This window comes from Pedococcus sp. P2_F6, from assembly GCF_056403675.1.
Window position 1 is genome coordinate 586,063 of the sequence record NZ_JBFUEZ010000003.1, and the last position, 25,927, is coordinate 611,989.

The following is a 25,927-nucleotide window of genomic DNA, read 5'->3' on the forward strand; positions in this document are numbered from 1 at the left end:
GCAGGCGGTGGGGGCCTCGTCGCGTCCCGGTATGCCGTGTGCTCGCCTCGCGCGGCTCAGCGGGCGAGCGCCGTGAGGAAGTCCTTGGCGATCGGGGCGGCGACGCTGCCGCCGCTCCTGCCCTTCTCGACCAGCACGGCGAAGGCGACGTCGCCCTGGTAGCCGACGAACCACGCGTGCGTCTCGGGCGGGTTCTTCGGGCCGAACTCGGCCGTGCCGGTCTTGCCCCGCACCGTGCCGCCCGGCGTGCCCTTCAGCAGCGTGGCGGTGCCCTGGCTGACCACCTCACCCATGAGGGTCCTCAGCTGGTCGACGACCTTGGTGTCCAACGCCTTCGGCGTGCGGTCAGCGCCTTGCACCGCAGGCTGGGTCACCAGTGCAGGAGCAATGACCGAGCCGCGCGCGACGTTGGCCGCGAGCACGGCCAGGGCGAGGGGTGAGGTGACGTTGCGGCCCTGCCCGATCGCGGCTGCAGCCTTGTCGGTCTTGCCGTTGTTGACGGGGGCGCTGGCGTCGAAGGCGTTCGTCACCCCGAGGTCCTTGGCCCAGCCGGTCAGCCCCAGCGCGGCCGCCGCCTTGGAGAGGTCGTCGTCGCCGAGCTTGGTCGAGAGCTGGACGAACGCCGTGTTGCACGAGTGGGCGAAGTCCGTGGTGAAGTCCGGGGTGCCGAGCGACTCGCCCTCGAAGTTCTTGTAGGTCCGCCCGTCGACGACGACGTTCTTCGGGCAGGTGACGGCCGTGGTCGGTGTGACCGTGCCCGAGCTGAGCAGCGCGTAGGTCGTCGCGATCTTGAAGGCCGACCCGGGCGGGTAGTGGCCGGTCATCGCGCGGTCGAAGCCGAGGGCGGGTGAGTTCGCCGAAGCAAGCACGTCACCGGTCTTGACGTCGACCGCCACGAGGGCGGACGGCACGGCACCCGTGGCCTTCAGCGCGGTCTCGGCGGCATCCTGGACGCGGGGCGACAGCGTCGTGGTCACGTCCTTGCCGGCGACCGCGTCCTTGGCGAACAACGGGGTGTCCGGCGCCGCACTGGAGGTGACCTGGACCCCGGCCGTGCCCCCGAGAACCCTGTCGTACTGCCCCTGGAGGCCACTCACCCCGGCGTAGTCGCCCGCGGCATACCGGCCCTTGCTCTTGGCGATGAGCTCGGCGCTGACGGCGCCGAAGGACCCGAGCAGCGGCTGGGCGAACGTGCGCGACTTGGCCAGCGGTTGTTCGCGGGCCGGGTAGATCACGCCCTTGATGGCATCGAGCGCTCCCTTGCGCTCGTCGAAGTCGGCCTGCCGGTAGGTGATGACCGGGATGGGCGCCTTGCTCCCGGCCTTGGTGGCTGCGGCGAGCTTGGCCACGAGCGAGCCGGCAGGTTCGTCCACCACCTTCTCCAGCTGGCTGACGGTGGCAGCGGTGGCCCGGGAGGGGTCGATCTGCACCGGGTAGACCTTGCCGATCGGCGTGAGGGCGCCGCCGTCACGGTTGAGCAGGGTGCCCCGGTCGCCCCAGGTGCGGGTGGCGGTCAGGGTGGCGCCCGTCTTGAGGTCGGGGTGCCACTGCGAGTGGTCCTTGGGGAGGGTGATCGCCCAGCGGCTCGCGTTCGTCTCGGCGCGCTGGGCGGTCACGGGGACGTCGTACGACCAGGCCACGCCCCCGGGCAGGGTCCAGGCGACGTGCGCGGTGGCCGTGGCCCGGTCACCCGTGCGGCGCACCGCGTCCGCGGTGACCTTCACCGGACCGGGGCCCAGCCCCGCCGTGGCCCTGGCGAAGTCCGCCTGGACGACGTCGCTGGTGGTGCCGGTGAACAGGGTCCCGGGCTTGGTGAACGAGCGTCCTGCCCACGACGTGGCGAACGCTGCCACCTCGGCCCGGGCAGCGGCATCGAGTGCCTTCTCCTGCTCAGCGTGCCGCCACCACAACCCCGCGCCGGCTGCTCCGGCGACCAGGACGGCGGCGACGACTCCCCCCACCACTGCTCTTCTCGTCATGCGCCCATCCAACCCCACGTCGGAAGGTTCGTCCCATTTGTCGTCCGCAGCCAACCAGCAGGCTGCCTGCGGCGTCGGGAGGAGGAGGCGGACCTGACCGAACACTCAGGATGCGCCCTTACACTCACGGAGGCGATTCGTCGCCCGAGCCACCTGCACGGCGTGGCTTTTCGGAAACAGAGAGGTACACGTGAGCGAGCCCACCAACGGCTCTGCGCCGGACGACGCGTCCGGCCAGGGCACGGGTGCCACGGGGGACGGCACGCAGCAGCACAGCAGGTCGTCCCAGCGTCGGTCCGACCGCCACGCCGGCAAGACCCACCGCCACCCCTGGGTACGACGCGCCACCTACGGCGTGGCGGGGGTGCTGGTGGTGGCCCTGGTCCTCGGCATCGCGGCCTACGTCAAGCTCAACGGCAACATCACGCGGCTCGACATCAGCAGCGCGCTGGGCGATCGTCCGAAGCAGGAGGCCACGACGGACGCCCAGACCAACCTGGCGCCGCTCAACATCTTCGTGATGGGTTCCGACAGCCGGGAGGGCACCGACCTCGGCAAGGGGCAGACGGAGTACGGCATGGAGGGGAGCCGCTCCGACACCAACCTCGTCGTCCACCTGTCCGCGGACCGGAAGTCGGCGATCGTCGTGTCGATCCCCCGCGACTCGATGACGAAGGCACCGCGGGACTGCAAGAACAAGGCCGACAAGGTGCAGGACGGCGTCGTCCGGCAGTGGAACCAGAACTTCACCCTGGGTGGCCCTGCCTGCACCATCCGCACGTTCGAGGGGCTGACCGGCATCTTCGTCGACCACTTCGTGGAGATCGACTTCCGCGGGTTCCAGGACATGGTCAACGCCCTCGGCGGGGTCACCGTCTGCCTGCCCGAAGCCGTCAATGACCGCCAGAGCCACCTCAACCTCCCGGCAGGCAGGAGCAGGGTCAACGGCAAGAACGCCCTCGCCTACGTCCGGTTGCGTCACAACATCGGCGACGGATCCGACCTCGGCCGGATCGACCGCCAGCAGGCCTTCCTGTCGTCGGTGATCCAGGAAGCCACCAAGTCCTCGCTGCTGCTGCGCCCGGACAAGCTGTTCCGCTTCCTCAATGCCACGACCTCCGCGATGACCACCGACCAGGGCCTCGATGTCGGGGAGATGAAGGACATCGCCGGAAGCGTCTCCAGGATCGGCACTGACCAGATCCGGTTCGTGAAGCTCCCCACCGAGGCGTATGCGCCCGACCCCAACCGCGTCCAGTGGTCCCCCGGGGCCGAGACCATCTGGAAGGCGATCCGCAAGGACGAGCCGCTCCCGGGCACGAAGGTGCCGTCGTCCACCTCCACGGCGACCGCGTCGCCGACCACCGAGCCGGCCCTGACCGTGAGCCCCGGCGACATCAAGGTGCGGGTCACCAACAACTCGGGCGTGGCCGGCCTGGCCAAGCAGGCATCCACCGAGCTCGAGGTGCAGGGCTTCACCGTCGCGTCGTACCTCAGCGGCACCGGGGCCCCCACGGAGGGTGTCGTGGTCCGCTACGGCCCGAACATGAAGGAGGCGGCCCGCACGGTCGCGGCGGTCTACCCCGGCGCCGAGATCCGCGAGGACGCCCTGCTGGGTTCGACCATCGAGCTGAGCATGGGCACCGGCTCGCCGAAGGCGGTGGAGATCCCGAACCGGCTGGGCACCAAGCCCCTGCCCAAGGAGACCGTCACCGCGACCCCGCCAACCTCCACCGAGACCGTGAAGGCCCGCACCGCGGCCCAGGACATCTGCACCTGACCCGCTGCCTCCAGTCACGCGAGAAGGACCCGACCGAAAGCTGGTCGGGTCCTTCTTCGTCGTGGCGGAGGCGGAGGGATTTGAACCCTCGATGGGCGATAAACCCAAACCGCATTAGCAGTGCGGCGCCATAGACCGGACTAGGCGACGCCTCCACGCTCGACGGCTGTCGCAGCCGAGCCCGCACAGAGTATCCGCACGGCTCGGACCGGAGCAAAGTGGCTCGCCCGCCCACGCGGCATACCCCGGCTGATCCGATCACCGGCGGTCGTGGCGAGGTATGCCGTGGGCCACAGTTCGGGCGGCGGTGGGCCGTTTGCCGTACGGGAGACCCGCGCGTGCGCGATCCTGTGGGCCGACCGCTATCAAGCAGCGTGGATGTCCAACCCGTTCGCCCCGCCGGGGCCACAGCCGCCTGCCGGGCAGGGACCATTCGCGGCGCCCGCTCCGGGTCAGGCCGCGCCGCAGGACGCGTATGCCGCGCACGGCCAGGCGTGGGCGCCCCAGGCGTTCACCCCCGCCCCGCGACAGCGCAACGGCCTGGCCATCACCGCCATCGTGCTCAGTGGGCTGGCGTTGCTGAGCGTTCTGGCCATGGCCGCGTTCCTGTTCTTCGGACCCGGCGGGTCGGGGACCTGGGTGCTGTCCGGCCAGGTGACGCCGATCGACAAGGGGGTGACCGACGTCGCCCTCCAGGAGGCGCTCGGGCGCGTCATCGAGGACGACGGAGGATCCGTCGACGAGCTCGAGTGCCCCGTGCGCTCCCAGGTGGGTCAGGGACTGGTCACCGTCTGCCACGGTTCGGTGGACGGCTGGGACTGGACGGGTGTGGTCGTGTTCGAGGACGACGCGGGCGCGTTCATCGTGGCGGAGTACTGAGGGACTCCGGAGCGGGACCGGCCGTGCTGGGCTCCACGGGATGACCCGTGCGGAAACATCCAGGTGCGCATGGCCACGAAACGCAGGGCAGTCGAGGCTGCCGTGGCGCTCGCGACGACGACGGTCGCCGCGGTGGTGCTGGGCGCGGCGACGACGGCGTGCAGCATCGCCAGGGCCCCCGCGGTCAGCAGCCAGGTGAGCGCGAAGATCGACAGACCCTGCAGCTGGTTCCTCACCACACCGGCGCCCTGTACCCCGAAGGTCCAGCGGCGGTTCAGTGCCGTGTTGGCGACGGTCGCGACGAGCAGCGCCACCAGGTTGGCCGCCTGGGTCGATCCCACGGCCGGCGCGAGCGCGGCGAACAGACCGAGGTGCACGACCGTGGACGCGACCCCGACGGTGGCGAACCGCGTCAGCTGGTGCCACGTGCCCACGTGCCCCGGAGCTCGCCGCCCGATGCGAGCGGCGACGTCGTCGACGGGGAGCCGACCAGAGGCCAGCGCGCGGCGGACCCGGACGACTCCGCGCAGGTCGTCCAGCGCGGTGGCGACCACGTCGACCCGCGAGTCCGGGTCGTCGAACCAGTCGACCGGCACCTCGTGGATCCTCAGGCCGCAACGCTGGGCCAGGACGAGCAGCTCGGTGTCGAAGAACCAGGTGTGGTCCTCGACCATCGGCAGCAGCTCGGCGGCGACGTCTGCCCGGATCGCCTTGAAGCCGCACTGCGCGTCGGTGAACCGGGCACCCAGGGCGCCCCGCAGGACCAGGTTGTAGCAGCGCGAGATGACCTCGCGCCTGGCCCCACGGACGACCCGGGCGCCGCGGGCCAGTCGCGAACCGATGGCGACGTCCGAGTGGCCCGACATGAGCGGCGCCACGAGCGGCCACAAGGCGTCGAGATCGGTGGAGAGGTCGACGTCCATGTAGGCGAGGATCGGCGCGTCCGAGGCTGACCAGACCTGCTTCAGCGCCCTGCCCCGGCCCTTCTCGGGCAGCCGCACCAGCGCCACGCCGGCCAGCTCGGCCACCAACCCCGACGCGACGGCGGCCGTCGCGTCGGTGCTGGCGTTGTCGGCCACCGTGACACGGAACGGATAGGGAAAGGTCTCGACCAGGTGCTGGTGCAGCCGCCGGACGCTGGCTGCGACCGTGTGCTGCTCGTTGTGGACGGGGATGACGACGTCGAGGACGGGGGTGCTCATCGCGGCGCTCCTCAGGTGGTCTGGGTCGTGGTGGAGCCCGAGGTGCCGGTGGAGGTCGACAGCGGCTGCGTCAGGTCGTAGAACGTCGACCCGCTGATCGTGACCTGGGTGAAGGTGGCCGCGACCCATTCCGAGATCTGCGAGCCGGTCCCCGAGCCGCCCATCCCACCGCCGGGTCCGCCAGCGCCGCCGCCGTTCCCGCCGGCGGCAAAATAGTGGATGTCACCGTCGGCGACGTACTGCTGGAACTGTGCCAGCGTCGGGCTGGGGTCGCTGCCGTTGAACCCACCGATGGCCATGACCGGTAGCCCGGTCCCGAGCTGCAGCCCGGCGGCGTTCTGCGACCCGATCGCGGCGGCCACCCAGCGGTAGCTCGACGCATCGGCCGACAGAGCCGACACCACCTCCGTGTTCGGGGTGGAGGCGTTGAGCAGACCGCCGATCCCGCCGCCGGTTCGCGTGCCGCCCGGGGCGCCGGTGAAGCCGCGGGCACCACCCGGCATACCGCCACCGCCGGGACCACCACCTGCCGTGGCAGGTCCCGCGGTCACGATCGAGCCGGAGTGGGCCGTGCTGACGGTCTGGACGCTGTAGGCAGCGGGCCCCGCCAGCGCAGCCACGAGGGCGCCGGCGACGACGGCGGGCACGAAGCGCCGGTGCAGCTGGGTGATCGCCAGGAGCAGGAGGGCGCTGGCCAGACCGAGGACGAGGACGCCGACGCGCAGCCAGTTCTGCCAGTCGGTCCGCGAGAGGAGGACGAACGACCAAGTGGCCGCGGCCGCCGTGGCAGCCGAGAGCGTGATCGAGCCGATGGCCTTGGAGCGGTGCTCCCAGGCCTCGGCCGCGCCCATGCCCACCAGGGCGGCGATGGCGGGCGCGAGGGCGACCGTGTAGTACTCGTGGAAGATGCCGGCCATCAGCGAGAACGTCACCATGGTGACGAGCAGCCAGCCACCCCAGACCACGTATGCCGCGCGGCGGGCGTCCGTGCGCGGCGCACGGCCCCGCAGGAAGAGACCCACGGCGAGGAGGATCAGGGCCGAGGGGATCAGCCAGGAGATCTGGCCACCGATGCTCGAGCTGAACATGCGTCCGAGACCCGTTGCGCCCCAACCGTTCCCGCCACCGACGGAGCCGGTCTCGTTGCCGCTGATCCGGCCGAGTCCGTTGTAGCCGAAGGTGACGGAGAGGAACGAGTTGTCCTGCGAGCCGCCGATGTAGGGGCGCAAGCTGGCCGGGACCAGCTCGACGATCGCGACCCACCAGCCGGCGGACAGCACCATGGCGGCGGTGCCGACGAGCGCGCCGGTGATCCTCCTGCGCAGGGTCGTGTCGGCGAACAGGACGTAGGCGAGGCCGAAGGCAGGCACGACCAGCAGCACCTGGAGCGCCTTGGTGAGGAAACCGAGGCCGATCAAGACCCCCACGATCGCGAACCATCTGGCCGAGCCCTGCTCGATCGACTTCATCGTCGCCCAGGCGCCGAGGGCCATGAGCAGCACGAGCAGTGCGTCGGGGTTGTTGAACCGGAACATCAGGACGGCCACCGGCGTCAGCGCCATCACGGCCCCGCCGATCAGACCGGCTGCTGCTCCGAAGTGACGCTTGACGGTCGCGTGGACCACACCCACGGTCGCGACGCCCATCAGCACCTCGGGCATGAGGATGCTGAACGAGCTCAGCCCGAACAGCCGCACCGACAGGGCCATCGCCCACAGTGATGCGGGCGGCTTGTCCACGGTGATCGAGTTGCCGGCGTCGGAGGAGCCGAAGAAGAAGGCCTTCCAGCTGTCGCTGCCGGCCTGGACCGCGGCGGAGTAGAAGGAGTTCGCGTAGCCGCTCGAGGTCAGGTTGTAGAAGTAGAAGACGGCCGTGGCGAGCAGCAGGCCGAGCAGTGCGGGCCGCGCCCAGGTCGGGTCGCCCTCCGGACCACGCCAGAGGCGCTGGATCCGGCTGGGCGTCGTGGGCGCGGCGGGATCCGCCTGCACCGGAGTCGTGGTGCGCGGCACGCGGGTGGTGCCGGCCGCGCCGGTCGCATCGACCGTGTCGGGGTGGAGGGTCATCGTGTCCATGTCCCTACGGTCGGGGGGCGCGCTGTGCGGTTCCTGTGCCACTCCTGAGCCCGGGTGATGAGCATCGCGACGGCGCGTGGACGTTGGGGTGGGCGACGAACTTTCGGCCACTCGCCCGGGTTTCCGCCGCGCACCAGGGGAGGGGGCGCCGAAGTTTCGGCCACTCGCCCGGGTTTCCGGCGCACGAGGGTATGCCGCGTGGTCGGGCCCCAGAGTGGACGAGCCCGCCGGAAGGGTCAGGCGGGAGGGTCAGGCGGGGAGCAGGACCGTGAAGGTCGTGTCGCCCGGAGAGGAGGAGAGCTCCACGTTGCCTCCGTGCGATTTCGCGACGGCATCGACGATCGACAGGCCGAGCCCGGTGGAACCCGCGGCTCGGTTGCGGGAGTCGTCACCTCGGGTAAACCGGTTGAAGACGTTGCCCTGCAACGACTTCGGCACGCCGGGGCCGTCGTCCGAGACGCTCACCCGAATCCACGGACCATCCGGCTTGATCGACGTCACGACCCGCGTGCCGGCTGGCGTGTGGGTGCGGGCGTTGGCCAGCAGGTTGGCGACGACCTGGTGGAGCCGCGCGTGGTCGCCGGTCACCTCGACGGGTTGGTCGGGCAGGTCCAGCTCCCAGCGGTGGTCCGGTGAGGCCGCGTGCGCATCGCTGACCGCGTCCATCGCGAGCAGTGACAGGTCGACCGGTTCGCGGTCGAGCGGCCGACCCGCGTCGAGCCGGGCCAGCAGCAGCAGGTCCTCGACCAGCCCCTGCATCCGCAGAGCCTCGGACTCGACCCGCGACAACGCGTGGGTGACCGACGCGGGCACCGGCTCGCGCTCGCGACGGGACAGCTCGGCATACCCCCGGATGGACGCCAGCGGCGTCCGCAGCTCGTGCGAGGCGTCGGCGACGAACTGCCGCACGCGCTGCTCGCTCTCGTGGCGGGACCGGAGGGCCCCCTCGACGTTGTCGAGCATGTTGTTGAGGGCGAGCCCCACCTGTCCCACCTCGGTGTGGGGGTCGGTGTCGGCTGCGGGGATGCGTTCGGCCAGGGCGACAGCACCGGAGTCGAGCTTGAGGTTGGACACCTGGGTCGCGGTGTGCGCCACCCGTTGCAACGGCGCGAGGTTGCGGCGCACGAGCCACAGGCCGCCGGCCGTCACGAGGACGAATCCGACGATCGTGCCACCCACCATCAGGGTGACCACCTTGTTGATGGTCTCGGTGACACCACCCGTGGGCAGGCCCGAGATGACCGTGTCGCCGTCGGCCTCACGAGCGGAGGCCACGCGATAGGCGCCCAGCCCCTCGATCTCGACGGTCTTGGGGGTGGTGCCGATCCCGGCTGCCTGCAGCGAGCTGACCTGCGCGTCGGTGAGCGTGCCGGTGGTCTCGTCGTGCTCGACCCGGTTGACGGTGACAGCGCCGTTGCGGATCACGAGGACGAGGGACTGGCCACCCCCGCCGGGGAGGGGACCGCCCGCGCCTCCGGGGCCCGGCCCGTGGTCGTCGTTGGACCGGGGTCCGCCGGCCCGGATGAGGGTCGACTGGAGGTCCTGGTCGAGGCGCCCGACGAGGAAGTCGTGCAGCAGCAGCACCGTCAGGGAGGACGTGACCACAGTGATGGCGAGGAACAGCCCGACGACCGTGGCGATCAGCTTGCGGCTGAGCGTCCAGGTGGCCGGGTTGAGGTGTGACCGGGCCGCACCGACGGCAGCGGCGGGGCTCATGTCGCGGGCTTGAGGACGTATCCGACGCCGCGCATCGTGTGGATCATCGGCTCTCGACCGGCGTCGACCTTCTTGCGCAGGTAGGAGATGTAGAGCTCGACGACGTTGGCCTGGCCGCCGAAGTCGTAGTTCCAGACCCGGTCGAGGATCTGGGCCTTGGACAGCACCCGCTTGGGGTTGCGCATGAGGTATCGCAGCAGCTCGAACTCCGTTGCGGTGAGGTTGATCTGCTCTCCCGCCCGCATCACCTCGTGGCTGTCCTCGTCCATGGTGAGGTCGCCGACGGCCAGGACCGAAGCGGCGTCGTCGGTCACGACGGCGGTGCGCCGCATGAGGGCGCGCAGGCGAGCGACGACCTCTTCGAGGCTGAACGGCTTTGTCACGTAGTCGTCGCCGCCGGCGGTCAGCCCTGCCACCCTGTCCTCGACCGCGTCCTTCGCGGTGAGGAAGAGCACCGGCACGTTGGGGTTGTCGCCGCGCATCCTGCGCAGCACCTCGAGACCGTCGAAGTCCGGCAGCATCATGTCGAGGGCCACCGCGTCGGGCTGGAACTCACGAGCAGCCCGCACGGCCGCGACGCCGGTGGCCGCAGTGCGGACCTCCCAGCCCTCGTAGCGCAGCGCCATGCTCAGCAGCTCGGTCAGGTTGTTCTCGTCGTCGACGACGAGAACGCGGACGGGGGAGCCGTCGAGACGCTGGAGCTTGGCTGAGGCGGACTGCTTGGTGTTCATGCCAATAGGAAACACCGGAACCATGTGCGGTGCCCTCGTAATTCCTGTGCGAATCCTGTGAGCCCTCTGTGGCGGATGCTCAGTCCTTCGACATGCGACCCACAGGATCGCCACAGCCGACCGGCGAAGTCTCGGAGTCGACCACCTCACTCCTCGACGTTCGGAGACCCGATGACGACCCCGCGCACGGACGACACCACCGAGCTCCCGTGGGCCCAGACCCAGACAATCCCGTATGCCGCGCGGCCGGCTCCCGCGCCGACTGCACCTCCCAGCGCAGCGGATACGGCCGCGTCGGTCACGCTCGCGCCGGACACGGCGCCGGCGCTCAACCCGCCTACGTGGACCGGCCGCAAGACGGCGATCGCCGCTGCCCTCGCCATCGGCATCTCGTCGATGGGGGCGGCGGCCGCTGCCGCCGCCGTGCCGCCGGGCACCTCGCTGGGCGGCGGTCAGGTCCAGCAGGGCGGCTTCGGCCCGGGTGGCGGCCAGCGACCCGGCTTCGGCCAGCCGGGTCAGGGTGGCCGCGGGTTCGGGCAGCAGGCCCCCGGGACCCTGCAGCAGGCGCCGGGCGGCTCGTCGCAGCTCCCCGGGAGCCAGCTCCAGCAGGCTCCGGCCGACCCGAACGCCGGCACGACCTGACCCGCCGCCAGTGACTTCAGGTCCTGGCTGAGCCCAGACCGAGCACGACAGCGATCCCGAGGGCGCTGCGCGGGTCGTAGGCGGTCCGCCACAGCCCGCCGTGCACGGCACCCGCCGCTTCCTCGCGCCAAGGGGTGGTCGGGCTGTGGGGCTCGGTCCGCAGGTCGTGGACGAGGAGGGCGGCCATGAACGTGTTGCTCGTGGCCGGTTCGAACACCTCGATCCCGAACCGGTGCGCACCGGCGTAGGCGCTGGCCAGGGCACGGTTCTTCACGACCGAGCGGGTCCGGGTGGGAGGCGCGACGTTGAGCGACACGGTGCGGCCGTCGCGGCGGGCCACGGTGGCCCGCCACCGCTGAAGTCGTTTGGCGAGAGCGTAGTTCGGCCCCTGTTGCGGGACCAGGCTGTCGTTGAGTCCCGGGTTGGTGCCGGGCGCGTAGTTGCGGCGCAACAGCCGGCCGCCGCTCAGCGTCCGGAGCGCCGGCCGGACCAGCCGCATCGGGGTGGACGGTCCGCGGTAGCTCCGGGTGGAGTGCTCGACGGCCTCGCCCGGCACGGCGAAGACATCGGTCGGCGTGGCCAGGAAGGCGAGGGCGACATCGGCCCGTCGGGTCATCAGCTCGGTGCTGAGCGCGTCGACGGCGGTGGAGACCCGGACGTTCGTGGCGCCGTCGGCATAGACGTAGTTGCCGAGCACCATGGGCCCTTCCACGTCGGTGAGCCAGTCGGCGATGGCCGGGAGGCCGTGGAGCAGGTCCGCTCCGGCGTGGGTGGCGAGGTCGCCGACCGACCAGCGCGCCTCGGCGGGCACCGGCAGGTGCAGGGTCCCGGCCGACGACGCCGCGACGTTCAGGACGCGCTTCCAGATCTCGGGACGGGGCAGGTCGACGCCGACCACCTCCCCTCCCCACGACAGGATCGAGCGCAGGGGTCCCATCTCGGCACCGGCTCCGAGCACGACGACGCGTTGGTCGCTCAGGTCGAGCCACTCCGGGTTGGCCATCACGGTGCGGACTGCCTCGGCCGCGGAGGGCTCGATGATGCCGCGAGTGGTCCAGTCGTCGAGCTGCCTGTGCAGGGCATCACCGCGCAGCCGCTCGCCGTGCATCGGGAGGCTGAGCTCGGTCGCGCGCTCGCCGGTGCCCCGCACCGTCGCCGTGCCGAGGGCCGCATCCCGTCCCGTCGCGAAGGCCTGATCGAGGGGCACCTCCCCGTTGGGCGTCGTGGCCCGCATGCGCGAGTGGAGGGAGTCCAGCCCGGCGCGCGCGACGTCGACCGCCGCCTCGCCGTCGCGCAGCAGGCCGGCCTCGACCAAGCGCTTGAAGTGGGTCAGGTAGCCCTGGCGCCAGTTGGTCTCTCGCTCCGCGGCCTGTGCCCCGACCGGGTCCACCCCTCGCAAGGCGTCCGCGACGACGGCCCGCCCGAGCGCTGACGTGCTTCGCTTGCCGTCCACCTCGGGAAAGACGACCCCGTGCGGTTGGTGGGAGTCACTGCGTGGTGAACCACTCTGCGCCATGCGGCGAGTATGCCGTGTTGCGGGCGACGGGCGGACGGCTCAGACCCACCCAGTCAGTCGTGGGCGGCGGCTGCCATCCGCTGGGCGAGCTGCTGCGCGGCAGCGCGCAGCTCGGGGCCGCCCACGATGCGAAAGGGGACGGGCAGGACGGCCAGCTGCTCGGCATACCAGGTGGGGTTGCTCGTGCTCCCCACCAGCCGCGTGCCGCCCTCGGGGACCTCCTCGAGCCGGCCGAGCCCGCGGGGGAGGATGCCGCTCACGGTCTCGAGTGGGGCATCCACGAGGACGTCGGTGGCGTACTCCCACCCGGCCGCCATGTGGGCCTCGAGCTCAGCGACCGGGTCGAGGTCCGCGGGCGGCACGAACGCCTCGACCAGCGTGGCGACTGCGGTGACCCGGTCGATCCGGAACGCGCGCACGGCCGTCGCCGCGTGGCTCCAGCACAGGAGGTACCAGCGCCCGTGGCGGACCACGACGGCCCACGGGTCGACCTCCTGCGACCACTCGCGTCCCGCTTCGGTCCGGTAGCCGATCCGTACCCGGACCCGGTCGATGCTGGCCTGCACGAGGGCGGTCGTCGTCTGGGGGTTCGGCCTCGCGGCGGACCGGTCCGGCGCGGGCGCGGTGGCCCGGCGGACCGCCTCCGCCTGGGCGGCGACGGGCTCAGGGAGGGCCCGGACGATCTTGCCGAGCGCACTTCCTGCGGGGTCGGAGGGGTCCGCCGCCTGGTGGTGTCCGTCCAGCACCGCCATGACCAGTGCCAGGGCCTCGCTGGCCTCGAACATCAGCGGGGGCAGCCGCAGGCCGCGGCCGACGCGGTAGCCCCCATAGGGGCCACGTTCGGACTCCAGGGGTATGCCGGCCTCCCGCAGGATCGCGACATAGCGGCGGGCCGCGCGTTCGGTCACTCCCAGACGGTCGGCGAGGCGCCCGGCGGTGATGCCTGGGTTGCCCTGGACCAGCTCGAGGGCGAGCAGGGCCCGCGCGGTCGGGCTGGTGTCGGAGGACGACATGACAACAGGGTAGGGGTTGATGCGGTAGCCGAACGTCCGGAACCGGTTCTACCGTGCAGTCATGGCTACGACAGACACCGTGACCGAGACCCCGTGGGAGCCACCGCTGGCCGGCACCGAGGAGGGGGCCCTGCTGGGCGCCCTCGAGCGGCTGCGGGCCACCTTCCGCTACAAGGCCGACGGGCTCGACTCCGCCGGGCTGAACGCCCGCGTCGGCGCCTCCAGCCTCACCCTCGGCGGGCTGCTCAAACACCTCGCCTCCAACGAGGACTACAAGTTCACGGTGCAGCTGACCGGTGCGCCGATGGACCCGGCCTGGGACGACAACGGCTGGGACGGCAACGACGACTGGGAGTTCGAGTCGGCGGCCACCGACCCACCCGAGGTCCTCTACGCGCTCTACGACGGTGCGGTGTCGCGGGCCAGGGCGAGGGTGGGCGAGGCGCTGGCCGACGGCGGGCTGGACCGGGCGGTCGAGGCACACGACGACGAGGGGAACCACGCCAACCTGCGTCGCCTGCTGCTCGACCTGGTCGAGGAGTACGGCCGCCACACCGGTCACGCCGACCTGCTGCGCGAAGCCGTCGACGGCCGCGTCGGCGAGGACCCCCCGCCCGGCTGGCAGCCGGTGTCGGGCGAGTGGACCTGGGAGACGCGATGACCGACCACGACGAGCACCCAGGTTTCGACAGTGCCCACCGCGGGACGACGTTCCGGCGGTTCGACTTCACCGACGCGGTCTTCGACGACACCTACCTGGTCAACGCGCGGTTCAGGAACGTCGCCCTCAAGGGGGCGAAGATCAGCGGGTCACAACTGGTCGACGTCGAGATCTCCGGTGAGGTGGAGCGGCTCACGGTCAACGGTGTCGACGTGACCGAGTTCGTCGAGGCCGAGCTGGACCGCCGTGAGCCCGACCGCGCGAAGATGCGGCCCCACACGCCGGCGGAGTTCCGCGAGGCGTGGGACATCCTCGAGCGCCGGTGGGCCGAGACGGTCGAGCGGGCCCAGCAGCTCGACCCCGAGCTGTTGCACGAGCGGGTCGACGACGAATGGTCCTTCATCGAGACGCTGCGCCACCTCGTCTTCGCCACGGATGCCTGGATCCGTCGCGCGCTGCTGGGCGACCCGGCCCCCTGGAGTCCGCTCGACCTGCCGCACGACGACATGGGCGACATCCCCGAGGTGCCTCGCGACCGGTCGGCGCGACCCTCGCTCGACGAGGTGCTCGAGCTGCGGCGCGACCGGATGGCCAGCATGCGCGCCGTCGTGGACGGGCTGACGGAGGAGAAGCTCGTGGGGCGGACGACCCCGGTCACCGAGCCGGGCTACCCCGAGCCGTCGGACTTCCTGGTCGCCGACGTGGTGGGCTGCATCGTCAACGAGGAGTGGTACCACCACCAGTACGCGACCCGCGACCTCACCACCCTCGAGAGTGCACGACACGCTGACGCGGCCCCCTGACGCCCAGCGTGTCGTGCACTCTCGTCTGCGAGCCAGCGCGCGAAAGGCCCGGAACCACAGGGGTTCCGGGCCTTTCGTCGCTATGCCGCGTGGGCGGCATACCTGCTAGTGCGTGGTCACTCGACGCCGAGGCGGGCCTTGAGGCCGTCGAGCTCGACCTGGAGCGCGGTGGGGAGGGTGTCGCCGAACTTGGCGAACCACTCCTCGATCTGCGGGATCTCGGCCTTCCACTCCTCGGGGTCGACCTTGAGGGCGGCCGCGATGTCGGCGTCGCTCATGTCGAGGCCGGAGGTGTCGAGGGACTCCGGGGTCGGCACGTGGCCGATCGGGGTCTCGACGGCGGCAGCCTTGCCCTCGATGCGCTCGATGGCCCACTTGAGGACGCGGCTGTTCTCGCCGAAGCCCGGCCACAGGAAGCCACCCTCTTCGTCGCGACGGAACCAGTTGACGTAGAAGATCTTCGGCAGCTTGGAGGCGTCGGCGTCCTTGCCGAGGTTGACCCAGTGCTGGAAGTAGTCGCCGGCGTTGTAGCCGATGAACGGCAGCATCGCCATCGGGTCGCGGCGCACGACGCCGACGGCACCGGTCGCGGCGGCGGTCGTCTCGGACGAGAGCGTGGCGCCCATGAAGGTGCCGTGGATCCAGTCGCGGGACTCGGTCACCAGCGGCACGGTCGTCTTGCGGCGGCCGCCGAAGAAGATCGCCGAGATCGGCACACCCTTGGGGTCGTAGTACTCAGGGGCGAGGATGTCGCACTGCTCGATGGGGGTGCAGTAGCGGCTGTTGGCGTGGCTGGACAGCTCGCCTGCCTCCCCGATGTCGGGCGTCCAGTCCTGGCCCTTCCAGCTGGTGGCGTGGGCGGGGGTGTTCTCCAGCCCCTCCCACCAGATGTCGTTGTCGTCGGTGAGCGCGACGTTGGTGAAGACGGAGTTGCCCTTGTTGATGGTCTTCATCGCGTTGGGGTTGGTGTGCTCGTTGGTGCCGGGCGCGACGCCGAAGAACCCGAACTCGGGGTTCACGGCATACAGGCGACCGTCCTCACCGAACCGCATCCAGGCGATGTCGTCGCCGAGGGTCTCGACCTTCCAACCGGGGATGGTCGGGGCCAGCATGGCGAGGTTGGTCTTGCCACAGGCACTCGGGAACGCGGCGGCGATGTAGTAGACCTGCTGCTCGGGGGAGATGAGCTTGAGGATGAGCATGTGCTCGGCCAGCCAGCCCTCGTCGCGGGCCATCGCCGAGGCGATGCGCAGCGAGTAGCACTTCTTGCCCAGGAGGGCGTTGCCGCCGTAGCCGGAGCCGAACGACCAGATCATCCGCTCCTCGGGGAACTGGACGATGTACTTCTCGGGGTTGCAGGGCCACTTCACGTCCTGCTGGCCCGGCTCGAGCGGGGCGCCGACGGAGTGCAGCGCGGGGACGTACTTGGCGTGCTCGCCGAGCTCCTCGATGCGGCGCAGCACGTTGACGCCGGTGCGGGCCATCACGCGCATGGAGACCACGACGTACTCGGAGTCGGTGATCTCGACGCCGAACATCGGGTTCTCCGCCTCGACGTGACCCATCACGAACGGGATGACGTACATCGTGCGGCCCTTCATGCAGCCGGCGTAGAGCCCGCGCATGAGGTCCTTCATCTCGTTCGGGTCCATCCAGTTGTTGGTGGGCCCGGAGTCCTTCTCGTCCACGGAGCAGATGTAGGTGCGGTCCTCGACCCGGGCGACGTCGGTCGGGTCGGAGGCTGCGTAGAAGCTGTTGGGCTTCTTCTCCTCGTTGAGGCGCACGAAGGTGCCGGCCTCGACGAGCTTGTCGGTCAGTCGGGTCCACTCGGCGGCGGAGCCGGTGACCCACTCGATGTGGTCGGGGGTGGTCATCGCTGCCACCTCGTCGACCCATGCCTGCAGGCCGGCGTGCGTGGTGCCGCCTGCGCGCTGGTCAGTCTGCGTCGCCTCGGTCGTCATGTGATCGGCCGTCCCTTTCGCCCGGGTGTGTGCCGCCCGGATCATGAGGTGATGCGTCCACGCCGACACGGGTCATCCGACCGCGTGTCCACATGGTGAACGCTCCTGATCTGGCCAAGGTACGCCCCCCTACGCGCCAGTAGATACCGCGAGGGTCGTAGATCGCTCGTGAAAAGCCTCACAACCGGCGAGTACGTCGGGTGAGTTTGCAGCCTTCTTGCAACCGCTGCAAGAAGGCTGCGAAAACCGTTGCGTTTCTTGCCTTTCGAGACGCGGCCCCCCCTGGCCGCCCGTGGCCGCCGGGCCGCGTTCAGGGCGACCCAGCGCCGTCCCGGCCCGTCGGTCCGGCCACCGACGCGAGGGTATGCCGCGTGCGCGCCCCAGGCGGGCGGCATACCGATTTCGTCGGCGCGGGGTCGAGCCGGTAGTCTTTCCCGTCGTTGCTCTGGGCGATCCCACAAGGAATCTCAGGGCGACATTCGCGCCCGTAGCTCAACGGATAGAGCATCTGACTACGGATCAGAAGGTTAGGGGTTCGAATCCCTTCGGGCGCACTCTGCGTTGAGACAGACGACTGGGACCCTGACCTGCGGAGACGCGGTCGGGGCCCTGCTCGTTCCGGAGGTGCGGACAGCCGCAGTCCTGGTCAGCCACGGCTCCGTCACCCGCGCGCTGCCCCCGCTTGCTCACCGAAGGTCCGGCCTGAATGCCGGGGCTTCGGCTGCGTTGGCCGACCCGGCATGGCCGCCGGTGAGCTCCTTGCGGTGCTCGGCAGCGTTGGCCGAGGAGTTGCCGTTGGTCACCGTGGCCCAGGTGGCGAAGAGGGTCGAGCCATAGGCGATCCGGGACTTCACTCGGTCGCTATCGGCTATGGCGGACTGCTGAGTTTGCACGGCACCTGCGGATTGGCGAGCCGATGCCCGGACTGGGACGACGCCGAGGACGACCAGGACCAGGGCGACTGTGGTGGCCGCGGTGGCAGTACCGGCGTGGTCGGTGTGGGTGAGTTTCATGACATATCCCTTTCTTCGGTGAGCTGCTCCAGGCACCGGCGACCGTGACGACACAGGACGAGGCCGGTGGCGCTGCCTAGGTGAGGTGGGGATGGGGTGGGGCTAGGAGAGGGATGACCTGCGCTACTCCGGGGCGGTGGTCACGGCAGGATCCACGCCGCTCACCGCGCTGGGGTGGTGCCCGGCGCGGACTGCCAGGCGACGGTGCCGATCCCGCTTGGCGTGCCTTTGGCGGCATTGGAGAGCATGGTGGTGAGGCGGCCGTCGGCCCCGATCTCGACCAGGTTTGCCCGGTTCTGGTTCAGCGTGGACACGGCCACCCGCCCAGTGGGCGACAGGTCCATCCACGGTCGCACTGGGGCGAAGCACTCGCAGTGCCCCAACTGGGCGACCACGCGGAGGTCCAGCCCGTCTGCGCGGATCGAGCGCACGGAGAGGTCGTTGCTGTGGCCGTCCCGAAGTCCGCGCCACTGCAGGTACATGAAGCTCTGACCGTCCGGCGACCAGCGGGGATCGCCCAGGTCCGGATACGGCCCGAACTTGAACAGCACCTGGGGGCGCCCACCTGCCAGCTCGACCGTCATGACCGACGCTTCCGCGTTGGTCATGCCGGTCAGGGCAATCCGGCCGGCCGCGTTCACGTCCAGACCGGTCACGGACCAGCCCGCCGGCAGGGGCACGGTGCTCGCTTCGCCCCCCTCGACCGCAATCCGGACCAGTCCATTCGGGGAGGCTGTGAGGACCTGCGCGGAGTCCGGCGACCACGCCACCGGGCACGAAGGTTGCCGGCACGCCCCGAGTTTGCGGTCCGTTCCGGTGTTGACGTCGACCACGTGCACATCGCCGGCGCCGTAGGCGAGTTTCGAGCCGTCTGGGGAGAACGACATTGGTGCAGGCGCACCGGTCTTGACCTTGCCGGTCAGGGCGGGAAGCGACCCAGCGACCACGGTCAGGCCCGTGCCGTTCTGGAACACCAGCGACTCCACGGTTGCGGGCCGCGTCGGGGCGGCTGGCAGGGCCTGTCGGCGCGGCCACGGGGCACTGACGACCAGCAGGACTAGCGCGGCGACAGCTGCGGCGGCGACCATCCACCCGACCCGCCCGCGGGTGCGGTCGTGGCGCAGGTCGCGGAACCTGGCGTCGACGTCCAGTGTGCGCGTGGTCTCCGCCCACAGGTCCGCGGTCGCGCTGCGAGCCAGCTCCTCCAGGCTCATGACTTCACCTCCAGCGAAACGCCTAGCGTGCGCGCCAACGACTGCCGGGCACGGCTCAGGTGAACCTTCACGGACCCCTGGGACACCTCCAGCGTGCGGGCCACGTCCGCGACCGACAGGTCGCACACGTAGTGCAACGCCACCACCTGCGCCTGGCGCCGCGGCAGGGATCGCACCAAATGCCAGAACTCGCCGGTACCGCCCAGCTGGTCGACGATCTGAGGCGGCCCCGAGCGTCGGAAAGCCCTTGCTTCAGCCAGTCGGCGACGGAACTGCGACACCGCCAGATTCGCGCAGGCCCGGCGCACATAAGCCTCCGGGTGCTGCAACTCCCGGATCGTCGACCACCGGCGGTAGGCCACCATCATGGCCTCCTGCGCGACATCCTCGGCCAACCCCGGTGGCGCCAGCGCCCGCGCCAAAACCACCAGGCCCGGAAGCTCGGCACGATAGAAGTCTTCGAACGACCGGCCCCGCCCCGTGAAGGCAGGCGACAGCCCCCCACCCGGCTTGTGCGGCCGGGCGCCGACCTGCGGCGCGTTCATCATGCCCACTAATCGCCCCAGACACACCCGCGGGTTGACACCCGCGGCAACCATTCACCACGTCGAGCCACCCCGCCACCGTCCCAAGGCGGCTATCCCAGCGGATCCACCGCAGGTTGGAGATCAGCACCACGTCGCGAAGCCAGAGGCGGACCCCGGGCGGCCAGCCAACGAGCGAAGGTGCGACACACCGCCGCGACACACCGCCGCGACTTACCCGGTAGATCGTTAGCCGTGCGACTGGCGGGAGGGTGCGGACTGCCGCAGTAGCGCGTTCTCGATCGTGGCCAGTGGGACGTAGGCGTCGAGTTCCGCCCGTAGTGCGGCGACCTTCGACGCGTACGTGGGGTCGTGGAGGAGGTTCTGGACCGCCCGCCGGATTGTCGCTGGCTTCGGGCGTTCGCTGCGCAGGTCGACGCCGAGGTGGTTGTAGCCGACCCGTGCGTTGATGTCGTTCTTACCCTCGCGCTTTCCGGCACCCACGACAGGAACGCCGTGCAGGAATGCCACGAGGTTGCTTCCGAAGCCGCCGCTTGTAACGAACGCGTCGACGTGCGGGAACAGGTCGTCGTAGTTGATGAAGTCTTCGATGATCACGTTCGGTTCGGGGAAACGCGCACGCAGGGCCTGGGTGTGGGCACCGGCAGTCGTGGCGACGACGACGTAGTCGGAGTCCTTGAGCGCTTGGATGGTGGGGATGATCAGCTTGCCGGGGTCGGTGTTGTCGACGGTGCCTTGGGAGACCGCCACCACCTTCCGCGACGTGTCCACCACTGCAGCAGGCAGCGAGACCCTCGGGCTGGTCGAGGGGCGGGCAGGCAACAGCGGCCCGATGTACTCGGCATTCGGAAGCGGCTGATAACCCGGGAACTCGAGTCCCGGGGAGCCGTTGAGAAAGACCCGCTCGGTCCTCAGCATCGGCTCGTGAGGGAAGCCGTTGGGGGGAATCGGCGCCAGGTCATGGCGGGCGAGAATCTGGTTGTAGTGCGTGGTTCCAGCCTTCATGGCGCTCGCGAGCAGCCTGCGGGCCACGGCATGCTGCATCCGGCCCACGGGCGTGCGCGCGGGCCGCAACCCAAAGAACGGTGGCGGCCCCTGGCCGTCAGACAACACCATCGACAGGCCGATGGCGTATACCGGTACACGCAGCGCTTCGGCGACGAGTTGCTCGGCGTAGAACGCCCCATCGCACACCATCGCGTCGAATGGCCAGTCCCGCCTGATGTCCTCGAGGTCCTGGAAGTGCTCGTCGACCTGGCTCACGAAGAACTTGTCGAGGTCGAAGGAGATCAGCCGCGGCCCCTTGAGAGCAGCACGTTCGGGGAACACCTCATTGATGTTGCTGGCCATGAGCTCCGTCGCCCGACGGTAGGGAAACCAGCGCATGCCAAGCCTGTCGAGCTTGGCGCCATACGCCGGTCCGGCATACCACCGGACGTCATGCCCACGATCGGCCAGGTAGGCGGCGATACCTGTCAGGGGGTTGAAGTGTCCATCGGCCGGCGGTGACGCGAACAGAATTTTCATCCGCCCTCCCCTTCCTCACTATAGTGACACTATAGTGAGCCTCCATGGAGCCGCTGTCTACCCCCACGACCCGCGCGGACCGAGCCCTTGCCACCCGGCGCCGGATGGTTGAGGCCGCGTACGACCTGTTCTGCCAGCGCGGGTACGTCGGGACGACCATCACCGAAGTGGCCAAGAGGGCAGGCGTGGCGGTCCCGACGATCTACTACACGTTCGGGACCAAAGCTGCGCTCCTCGAAGAGTCACTGGGAGCAGCGATCGGCGGCTTCGATCGCTGGCCTGGGCCGCCAGTCGCCCCCGACATCACCGAACTACTGCCTTGGCACCAATGGTGGCGCGAGTTCCACGACAGCCCCACAGCCGAGGCGGCCTTCACCGTCTTCTTCACCAACGGCGTCGGGATCCTCCAGCGGGTGGCACCGCTCGTCGCCACCCTTCACGGTGCCGGTGGCGACCCCGAAGCGGCCGCCGTGGTGCAGGTCAGCGAGCAACGACGCGTCGAGTCCTACCGAGAGATCATCCGCATCATCGCGCGAAAACCCGGCGGCCTGCGACCAGGACTGACACAGGCGGCGGCCACCGACATCTTGGTCGTGCTCTTCAGTGCCGAGGTGTACCAGTCGATCCGGACCGGCCGAGGATGGTCGCACTCGCGCACCACAGCCCTGCTGCGCGAGCTGCTCTCGGCACAACTGATCGACCACTCAGGTCGAGACACGCGACGTCGGGGGTTGCGCGCGGCCAGCACCAAGACGGTCGATACGAGTGCAGAGAGGTGAGAGCGAGTTCCAATGCACAGGGGCCAGAGGATGGCGCGGGCGGCCAGCTCGGTCAGCGCGTTCCTGGGGATCGGCTTCGGCCTCCCGTGCCTCTTCGGGATCCGCCACTTCGCCCAGACCGGACACGTCTGGAACTTCCTGGGCTTCCCGACCTACGGCAACGGCCCATTCGAACGGATCGGCCTGACGACCAGCACCGCCCTCTTGGTCGGATTCCTCACGGTGTGCATCGCCGAGGTCACACTGGCCGCAATCCTCTGGGCCGGCGCTCCCCACGCGCCGGCCGTCAGCTATGCACTCCTGCCCTTCGAGCTCGTGTTCTGGATCGGTTTTGCGCTGCCTTTCGGGCCACTGCTCGGCCTTGTCCGAACCGCTCTGGTCGCGTCCGCCTACCGAAACGACAGGCATTCACCACCGCGGCGGACAGGGGAGCACCCCACGGCTCAGCCGCGGTAGCACGCCAAGCTACGAGACACACTCTCGCTAGTCGTGACATGTTGACGCGCGGTGGGCACGTGGTGGTGAGAGTCGGTGTGGCCGTGGTGCTGGCCTTGATCGTCGGCTACGCAATGACGAGGGCGGTGGCGCCTTCCTCCTCGGGTACGCAACCCGGCGACAGGGCCGCAAGTGATGGGTGCACGCCCCGCTGGCGCACTCCGGCGGCGCCAATCGAGATTGCGGGGGGCTAGGCCCGGTTGGGCTTGAACAGGAGCTGGACCAGGGTGGTCTGCCACCACCGTTCGACCTGGTCGCCGGTCCACCCGCGTTCCTCCGTCGCGATGACGAAGCTCTCCACCGAGACCACCACGGCGTAGATGTCGAGGGCGACGCTGAGGCTGATCCCCTTGTGCCACAAGGACTTGGGCCATGAGCCGAACAGCTTGGCGCGCTCGGTTTCGCCCCGGCGCCTGCCCTCTTGGTAGGCCGCACCGAGCTCGGGGTGCTGGCGTCGGGCTTCGGCCAGGAGCCGCAGCACGTCGCCACCCAGCTCGAAGAGCCGTCGGTCGAAGGCCACGAACGCCCGCAGCTGCTCGACCGGGTTGCCCTCGTGCTCCCTCAGCTCGGCGACGACTCGGCGGACGTCCGCGCTCTGCTCGGCGGCGTCGATCAGCGAGCTCGCCAGCCCGGCCTTGCTCCCGTAGGCGTTGTAGACCGTCGCCTCCGACACTCCTGCCAGCTGCGCCACCGACCGGACGCTCGTCCCGGCCCAGCCACCCTCGAGGAACCGCGTGCGGGCTGCCGCGGCGATGAGCTCGCGGGTGCGCTCTGCCTGCTGCTCCCGGAGCTCGGATCGGTAAGTGCGAGAAGTCGTCACGACAACCACTGTACAGGTTCGCTGAGTTATTCTATATTCACTGAGTGCATCACTAATGAATAGATACCAACTCAGCGAAAGGAAGCACGACCATGAACGCATCCACCCTGACCACCGAGGCTCAGACCGTGGCGACCGAGGCGCTCGCCCGCCTCGAGTCCGCCTGGAACGCCGCGGACGGAGCGGCCTTCGGCGCCGTCTACACCGCTGACGCCTCGTTCGTCACGATCCGCGGCGACCGACTCCTCGGGGCCGAGGCCATCGGTGCCGGCCACGCCGGGATCTTCGCGACCATCTATGCCGGCAGCGTCAACCGGATGGAGCTGGTGCGCGCAGAGGCCCTCGCTGCCGACGTCGTCCTCGCCCTCTCGGCCAACACGCTCGACAGCCCCGCTGGCCCGCTCGCAGGCGTCCACCAGGCCCTGTCGACCAGCGTCATCGTCCGGCAGGCCGACGGGGCGTGGCGCATCGTCTCCACCCACAACACCCTCGTGGTGGCCTGAGATGGGCACCCCGGTCGTGGCCCCGTCCGCGAACGAAGCACGGTCGAGCCACTCGGCAGCGACCGGCGCCGGCCGCCAGGCCCCGCGCGCCAGTCGTCGCCTCGTCGCGATCCTGTTCTCCACTGGTGGTCTGGGGATCGCGCTGGGCGGTCAGCTCCACCCGCATGGTCACGGCGACACCGTCGACGCACACCTGCTGTCGATGTTCGAGAGCCCCGCGTGGGCGCCGGCGCACTGGGTCCTCCTCGTCGGAAGCGTCCTCGCCGCAGCAGGCCTCGTCGTGGCCTGGCGACGCCACACCTTCGGTCCCTCTGTCCAACGGTGGCTTCCTGCGGCGTCGGTCGCCTGGATCTTCGGCGCGCTCGAGGTCCTCCCACACCTCCTGGCCGCCGGCGAGGCGCACGCGCTGGAGCACCACGAGGCCACACCCGTGCTCGACCTCCACGTCCTGCTGCAGGTCGCCTCGGCACCGTTGGTCGGGATCTCGGGCGCCGTGGTCGCCGTGCTCGTGGCTCGTGCCGCGCACACGCGGCCGGCCTGGGTCCTCGCCGTCGTCGGCGTCATCGGCGGCCTCGGGTATGCCGCGTCCGCGCCCCTTCTCGTCACGACGGGCAACGTGGCCTACACGGTGCTCTTCCCATTCCAGGCCGGACTGGCGCTCTGGTTGCTCGGGACCGGGGTACGTCTCCTGCGCCGTTGAGGCGACCGCTCAGGGCAGGCCCGCCGAACCCCGGCGGGCCTGCGCTGCATGCCCGGGCACCATGCTGACGGGGGGACCGGCTGCTGAACCGGCGCGAGGTCGGTGCCGGGCCGGCATACCGGATGCGTCAGCGTTGGCGGCGGGCGCCGAGGGCGACGACGACCCCGATCAGGGCGACGAAGGGCCCGATGACCGCCCAGATGCCCACCCCGCTCATGCCGCTCCCGCCGAGGATGTCGAGGCCCTGCAGGGTCCAGACGATTCCGATGAGGACGAGCACGACACCGATGACGAGCGAGACGCGACGGTTCACAGCCTGGAGCCTACGTCGTGGCGTGCGCCCGGTCAGTCGGTCCGCGGTGTGGTGAGGTGTGCACGCAAGGCGACGTAGACCTTGCGGACGCCGATTGCGCGTTGCAGGTCGTCCTGGATCCGGGTGAAGAACTCGCGACGGTAGTTCTGGTCGATGACGGCCTGGACCGTGAAGTAGAGACCCGCGAACGCCGACAGGAACACCGCCACCGAGAACAGCTCGTCACTGATGAGGTGGAACGGGCCCGTGTAGTGCGGCTTCTCGCCCACCCAGGCCTGGATGACGCTCGGTCGGATCGCGATCGAGCCGAAGACCACGAAGAACCCGAACACGATCACGACGAGCGACAGCATCTGGATCGCCTGGGCGATGAAGAGCATCAGCATCAGGTTGCGACGCTGGAGCTTCGGCAGCCGGATGCCGGCGACCTCGGTGGCGAGGTGCGGCTCGGACAAGATCTCCCGCGCAGCCGAGGCCACCGGTGTCCCCTGGCAGGTCGACGCCAGCCGCTCACCCTCGACCTCGACGCCGACCCGCTCGATCTCACTCGCGAACGACGGTGCGAGGAACGCCACGGCGAGCAGCGCGAAGATGCCTACGCAGACCCACAGCAGCGGTCGCGGCAGAGCCGAGGAGACCTGCCACACCTCCGTGTTGATGAACAGGAAGGTGATGAACAGCAACAGGAACGGCAGCGCCCGCGTCGCGAGGGGTCCGATGAGCGAACGGTTCTCCCAGGCGTGGGCCAGCGCCCACCGGCCGATCCGCCCGACGCGGAAGACGCGGATGGCCCGACCCAGCGCGACAGCCGCCGCGACGAGTAGGCCCGCAGCCACAGCCGCGCCGCCCGAGAGGTCGAGGTTGAGCGCGACGACGGTGACGACCACGGCCGGGACGACGGCGGCCAAGGCCCAGAGGCCCACGATGCGGGGGGCCAGCGCCCTCTGGATCGCCTCGTGGCCGGACTCGACGAAGTAGGGCAGGCCGTGGTCCTCGAACCAGTTCTCGCACTTGGCGATGTCGTTGGTCGTCAGCACCGGGCCAGCCTCTCAGGTGGCCGGAC

General features: G+C 70.1%; 24 protein-coding genes and 2 tRNA genes. 10 read left to right on the plus strand and 16 right to left on the minus strand.

Annotation, left to right across the window (positions count from 1 at the left end):
* Positions 1–56: 56 nt before the first annotated feature.
* Entirely contained in the window at positions 57–1,979 is a 1,923-nt protein-coding gene (locus AC1DWP_RS10695) for a penicillin-binding transpeptidase domain-containing protein (RefSeq protein WP_477614440.1), read from the minus strand.
* 190 nt (positions 1,980–2,169) lie between these two features.
* Here AC1DWP_RS10695 and AC1DWP_RS10700 point away from each other — a divergent pair, with 190 nt between their 5' ends.
* Positions 2,170–3,759: an LCP family protein gene (locus AC1DWP_RS10700; protein ID WP_477614441.1), complete on the plus strand. Its 1,590-nt coding sequence runs from the start codon at positions 2,170–2,172 to the stop codon at positions 3,757–3,759.
* Positions 3,760–3,821: 62 nt separating this feature from the next.
* Here the strand turns inward: AC1DWP_RS10700 and AC1DWP_RS10705 are convergent.
* A tRNA-Ser gene (locus tag AC1DWP_RS10705) sits at positions 3,822–3,914 on the minus strand.
* Between the two features lie 223 nt (positions 3,915–4,137).
* On the opposite strand from AC1DWP_RS10705, the gene AC1DWP_RS10710 reads away from it, so the two are divergent.
* Positions 4,138–4,638 (plus strand): hypothetical protein, encoded by a 501-nt coding sequence (locus AC1DWP_RS10710; RefSeq protein ID WP_477614442.1) that lies wholly within the window; start codon positions 4,138–4,140, stop codon positions 4,636–4,638.
* On the opposite strand, the gene AC1DWP_RS10715 is transcribed toward AC1DWP_RS10710, so the two are convergent.
* The 4 genes from AC1DWP_RS10715 to AC1DWP_RS10730 form a co-directional block, all read right to left on the minus strand.
* On the minus strand, positions 4,533–5,840 hold the full coding sequence (locus tag AC1DWP_RS10715; RefSeq protein ID WP_477614443.1) for a bifunctional glycosyltransferase family 2/GtrA family protein: 1,308 nt from the start codon (positions 5,838–5,840) through the stop codon (positions 4,533–4,535). The two genes, AC1DWP_RS10710 and AC1DWP_RS10715, sit on opposite strands and share 106 nt — an antisense overlap.
* Before the next feature lie 11 nt (positions 5,841–5,851).
* Positions 5,852–7,912 carry an ArnT family glycosyltransferase gene (locus AC1DWP_RS10720; protein ID WP_477614444.1) on the minus strand — a complete coding sequence of 687 codons (2,061 nt, stop codon included), beginning with the start codon at positions 7,910–7,912 and terminating at the stop codon, positions 5,852–5,854.
* 249 nt (positions 7,913–8,161) lie between these two features.
* Positions 8,162–9,628: a sensor histidine kinase gene (locus AC1DWP_RS10725; RefSeq protein WP_477614445.1), complete on the minus strand. Its 1,467-nt coding sequence runs from the start codon at positions 9,626–9,628 to the stop codon at positions 8,162–8,164.
* Positions 9,625–10,359, minus strand: coding sequence for a response regulator transcription factor (locus AC1DWP_RS10730; RefSeq protein ID WP_477614446.1), 735 nt, complete (start codon positions 10,357–10,359; stop codon positions 9,625–9,627). The genes AC1DWP_RS10725 and AC1DWP_RS10730 overlap by 4 nt, the downstream gene beginning before the upstream one ends.
* 171 nt (positions 10,360–10,530) lie before the next feature.
* Between AC1DWP_RS10730 and AC1DWP_RS10735 the strand changes: the two genes are divergently transcribed.
* Complete coding sequence (locus tag AC1DWP_RS10735; RefSeq protein ID WP_477614447.1) at positions 10,531–11,001, plus strand: hypothetical protein; 471 nt, start codon at positions 10,531–10,533, stop codon at positions 10,999–11,001.
* A gap of 16 nt (positions 11,002–11,017) precedes the next feature.
* Here the strand turns inward: AC1DWP_RS10735 and AC1DWP_RS10740 are convergent, their stop codons facing one another.
* Positions 11,018–12,517, minus strand: a complete 1,500-nt coding sequence (locus AC1DWP_RS10740; protein WP_477614448.1) for a hypothetical protein — start codon at positions 12,515–12,517, stop codon at positions 11,018–11,020.
* 53 nt (positions 12,518–12,570) lie between these two features.
* Positions 12,571–13,530, minus strand: a complete 960-nt coding sequence (locus AC1DWP_RS10745) for a helix-turn-helix transcriptional regulator (protein WP_477614449.1) — start codon at positions 13,528–13,530, stop codon at positions 12,571–12,573.
* A gap of 61 nt (positions 13,531–13,591) precedes the next feature.
* On the opposite strand from AC1DWP_RS10745, the gene AC1DWP_RS10750 reads away from it, so the two are divergent.
* Both AC1DWP_RS10750 and AC1DWP_RS10755 read left to right on the plus strand, forming a co-directional pair.
* Positions 13,592–14,191, plus strand: coding sequence for a mycothiol transferase (locus tag AC1DWP_RS10750; RefSeq protein WP_477614450.1), 600 nt, complete (start codon positions 13,592–13,594; stop codon positions 14,189–14,191).
* On the plus strand, positions 14,188–14,994 hold the full coding sequence (locus AC1DWP_RS10755; protein WP_477614451.1) for a DinB family protein: 807 nt from the start codon (positions 14,188–14,190) through the stop codon (positions 14,992–14,994). Before AC1DWP_RS10750 ends, AC1DWP_RS10755 begins: the two co-directional genes overlap by 4 nt.
* Before the next feature lie 116 nt (positions 14,995–15,110).
* Here the strand turns inward: AC1DWP_RS10755 and AC1DWP_RS10760 are convergent, their stop codons facing one another.
* Positions 15,111–16,955 carry a phosphoenolpyruvate carboxykinase (GTP) gene (locus AC1DWP_RS10760; protein ID WP_477614452.1) on the minus strand — a complete coding sequence of 615 codons (1,845 nt, stop codon included), beginning with the start codon at positions 16,953–16,955 and terminating at the stop codon, positions 15,111–15,113.
* 481 nt (positions 16,956–17,436) lie between these two features.
* Here AC1DWP_RS10760 and AC1DWP_RS10765 point away from each other — a divergent pair.
* Positions 17,437–17,509, plus strand: a tRNA-Arg gene (locus AC1DWP_RS10765).
* A 132-nt stretch (positions 17,510–17,641) separates the two neighbouring features.
* On the opposite strand, the gene AC1DWP_RS10770 is transcribed toward AC1DWP_RS10765, so the two are convergent.
* The 4 genes from AC1DWP_RS10770 to AC1DWP_RS10785 all read right to left on the minus strand — a co-directional run bounded on the left by AC1DWP_RS10770 (position 17,642) and on the right by AC1DWP_RS10785 (position 21,077).
* Positions 17,642–17,968, minus strand: coding sequence for a hypothetical protein (locus AC1DWP_RS10770; protein ID WP_477614453.1), 327 nt, complete (start codon positions 17,966–17,968; stop codon positions 17,642–17,644).
* Positions 17,969–18,129: 161 nt separating this feature from the next.
* On the minus strand, positions 18,130–19,182 hold the full coding sequence (locus AC1DWP_RS10775) for a hypothetical protein (protein WP_477614454.1): 1,053 nt from the start codon (positions 19,180–19,182) through the stop codon (positions 18,130–18,132).
* Complete coding sequence (locus AC1DWP_RS10780) at positions 19,179–19,730, minus strand: sigma-70 family RNA polymerase sigma factor (protein WP_477614622.1); 552 nt, start codon at positions 19,728–19,730, stop codon at positions 19,179–19,181. The genes AC1DWP_RS10775 and AC1DWP_RS10780 overlap by 4 nt, the downstream gene beginning before the upstream one ends.
* 225 nt (positions 19,731–19,955) lie before the next feature.
* A complete protein-coding gene (locus tag AC1DWP_RS10785; protein WP_477614455.1) occupies positions 19,956–21,077 on the minus strand; it encodes a glycosyltransferase in 1,122 nt (373 codons plus the stop codon).
* 221 nt (positions 21,078–21,298) lie between these two features.
* Here AC1DWP_RS10785 and AC1DWP_RS10790 point away from each other — a divergent pair, with 221 nt between their 5' ends.
* Positions 21,299–22,033 (plus strand): TetR/AcrR family transcriptional regulator, encoded by a 735-nt coding sequence (locus AC1DWP_RS10790; protein ID WP_477614456.1) that lies wholly within the window; start codon positions 21,299–21,301, stop codon positions 22,031–22,033.
* Positions 22,034–22,063: 30 nt separating this feature from the next.
* Positions 22,064–22,489 (plus strand): hypothetical protein, encoded by a 426-nt coding sequence (locus AC1DWP_RS10795; protein ID WP_477614457.1) that lies wholly within the window; start codon positions 22,064–22,066, stop codon positions 22,487–22,489.
* Positions 22,490–22,718: 229 nt separating this feature from the next.
* Here AC1DWP_RS10795 and AC1DWP_RS10800 read toward each other — a convergent pair whose 3' ends face one another.
* The gene (locus tag AC1DWP_RS10800) at positions 22,719–23,348 is read right to left on the minus strand and encodes a TetR/AcrR family transcriptional regulator (protein WP_477614458.1); all 630 of its coding nucleotides are present in this window, start codon (positions 23,346–23,348) and stop codon (positions 22,719–22,721) included.
* Between the two features lie 92 nt (positions 23,349–23,440).
* On the opposite strand from AC1DWP_RS10800, the gene AC1DWP_RS10805 reads away from it, so the two are divergent.
* A complete protein-coding gene (locus AC1DWP_RS10805; RefSeq protein ID WP_477614459.1) occupies positions 23,441–23,851 on the plus strand; it encodes an SgcJ/EcaC family oxidoreductase in 411 nt (136 codons plus the stop codon).
* Between the two features lies 1 nt (position 23,852).
* Entirely contained in the window at positions 23,853–24,551 is a 699-nt protein-coding gene (locus tag AC1DWP_RS10810) for a hypothetical protein (protein WP_477614460.1), read from the plus strand.
* A 127-nt stretch (positions 24,552–24,678) separates the two neighbouring features.
* Here AC1DWP_RS10810 and AC1DWP_RS10815 read toward each other — a convergent pair whose 3' ends face one another.
* Positions 24,679–24,864, minus strand: coding sequence for a hypothetical protein (locus AC1DWP_RS10815; RefSeq protein ID WP_477614461.1), 186 nt, complete (start codon positions 24,862–24,864; stop codon positions 24,679–24,681).
* A 32-nt stretch (positions 24,865–24,896) separates the two neighbouring features.
* Positions 24,897–25,901, minus strand: coding sequence for a hypothetical protein (locus tag AC1DWP_RS10820; RefSeq protein WP_477614462.1), 1,005 nt, complete (start codon positions 25,899–25,901; stop codon positions 24,897–24,899).
* Between the last annotated feature and the right edge of the window lie 26 nt (positions 25,902–25,927).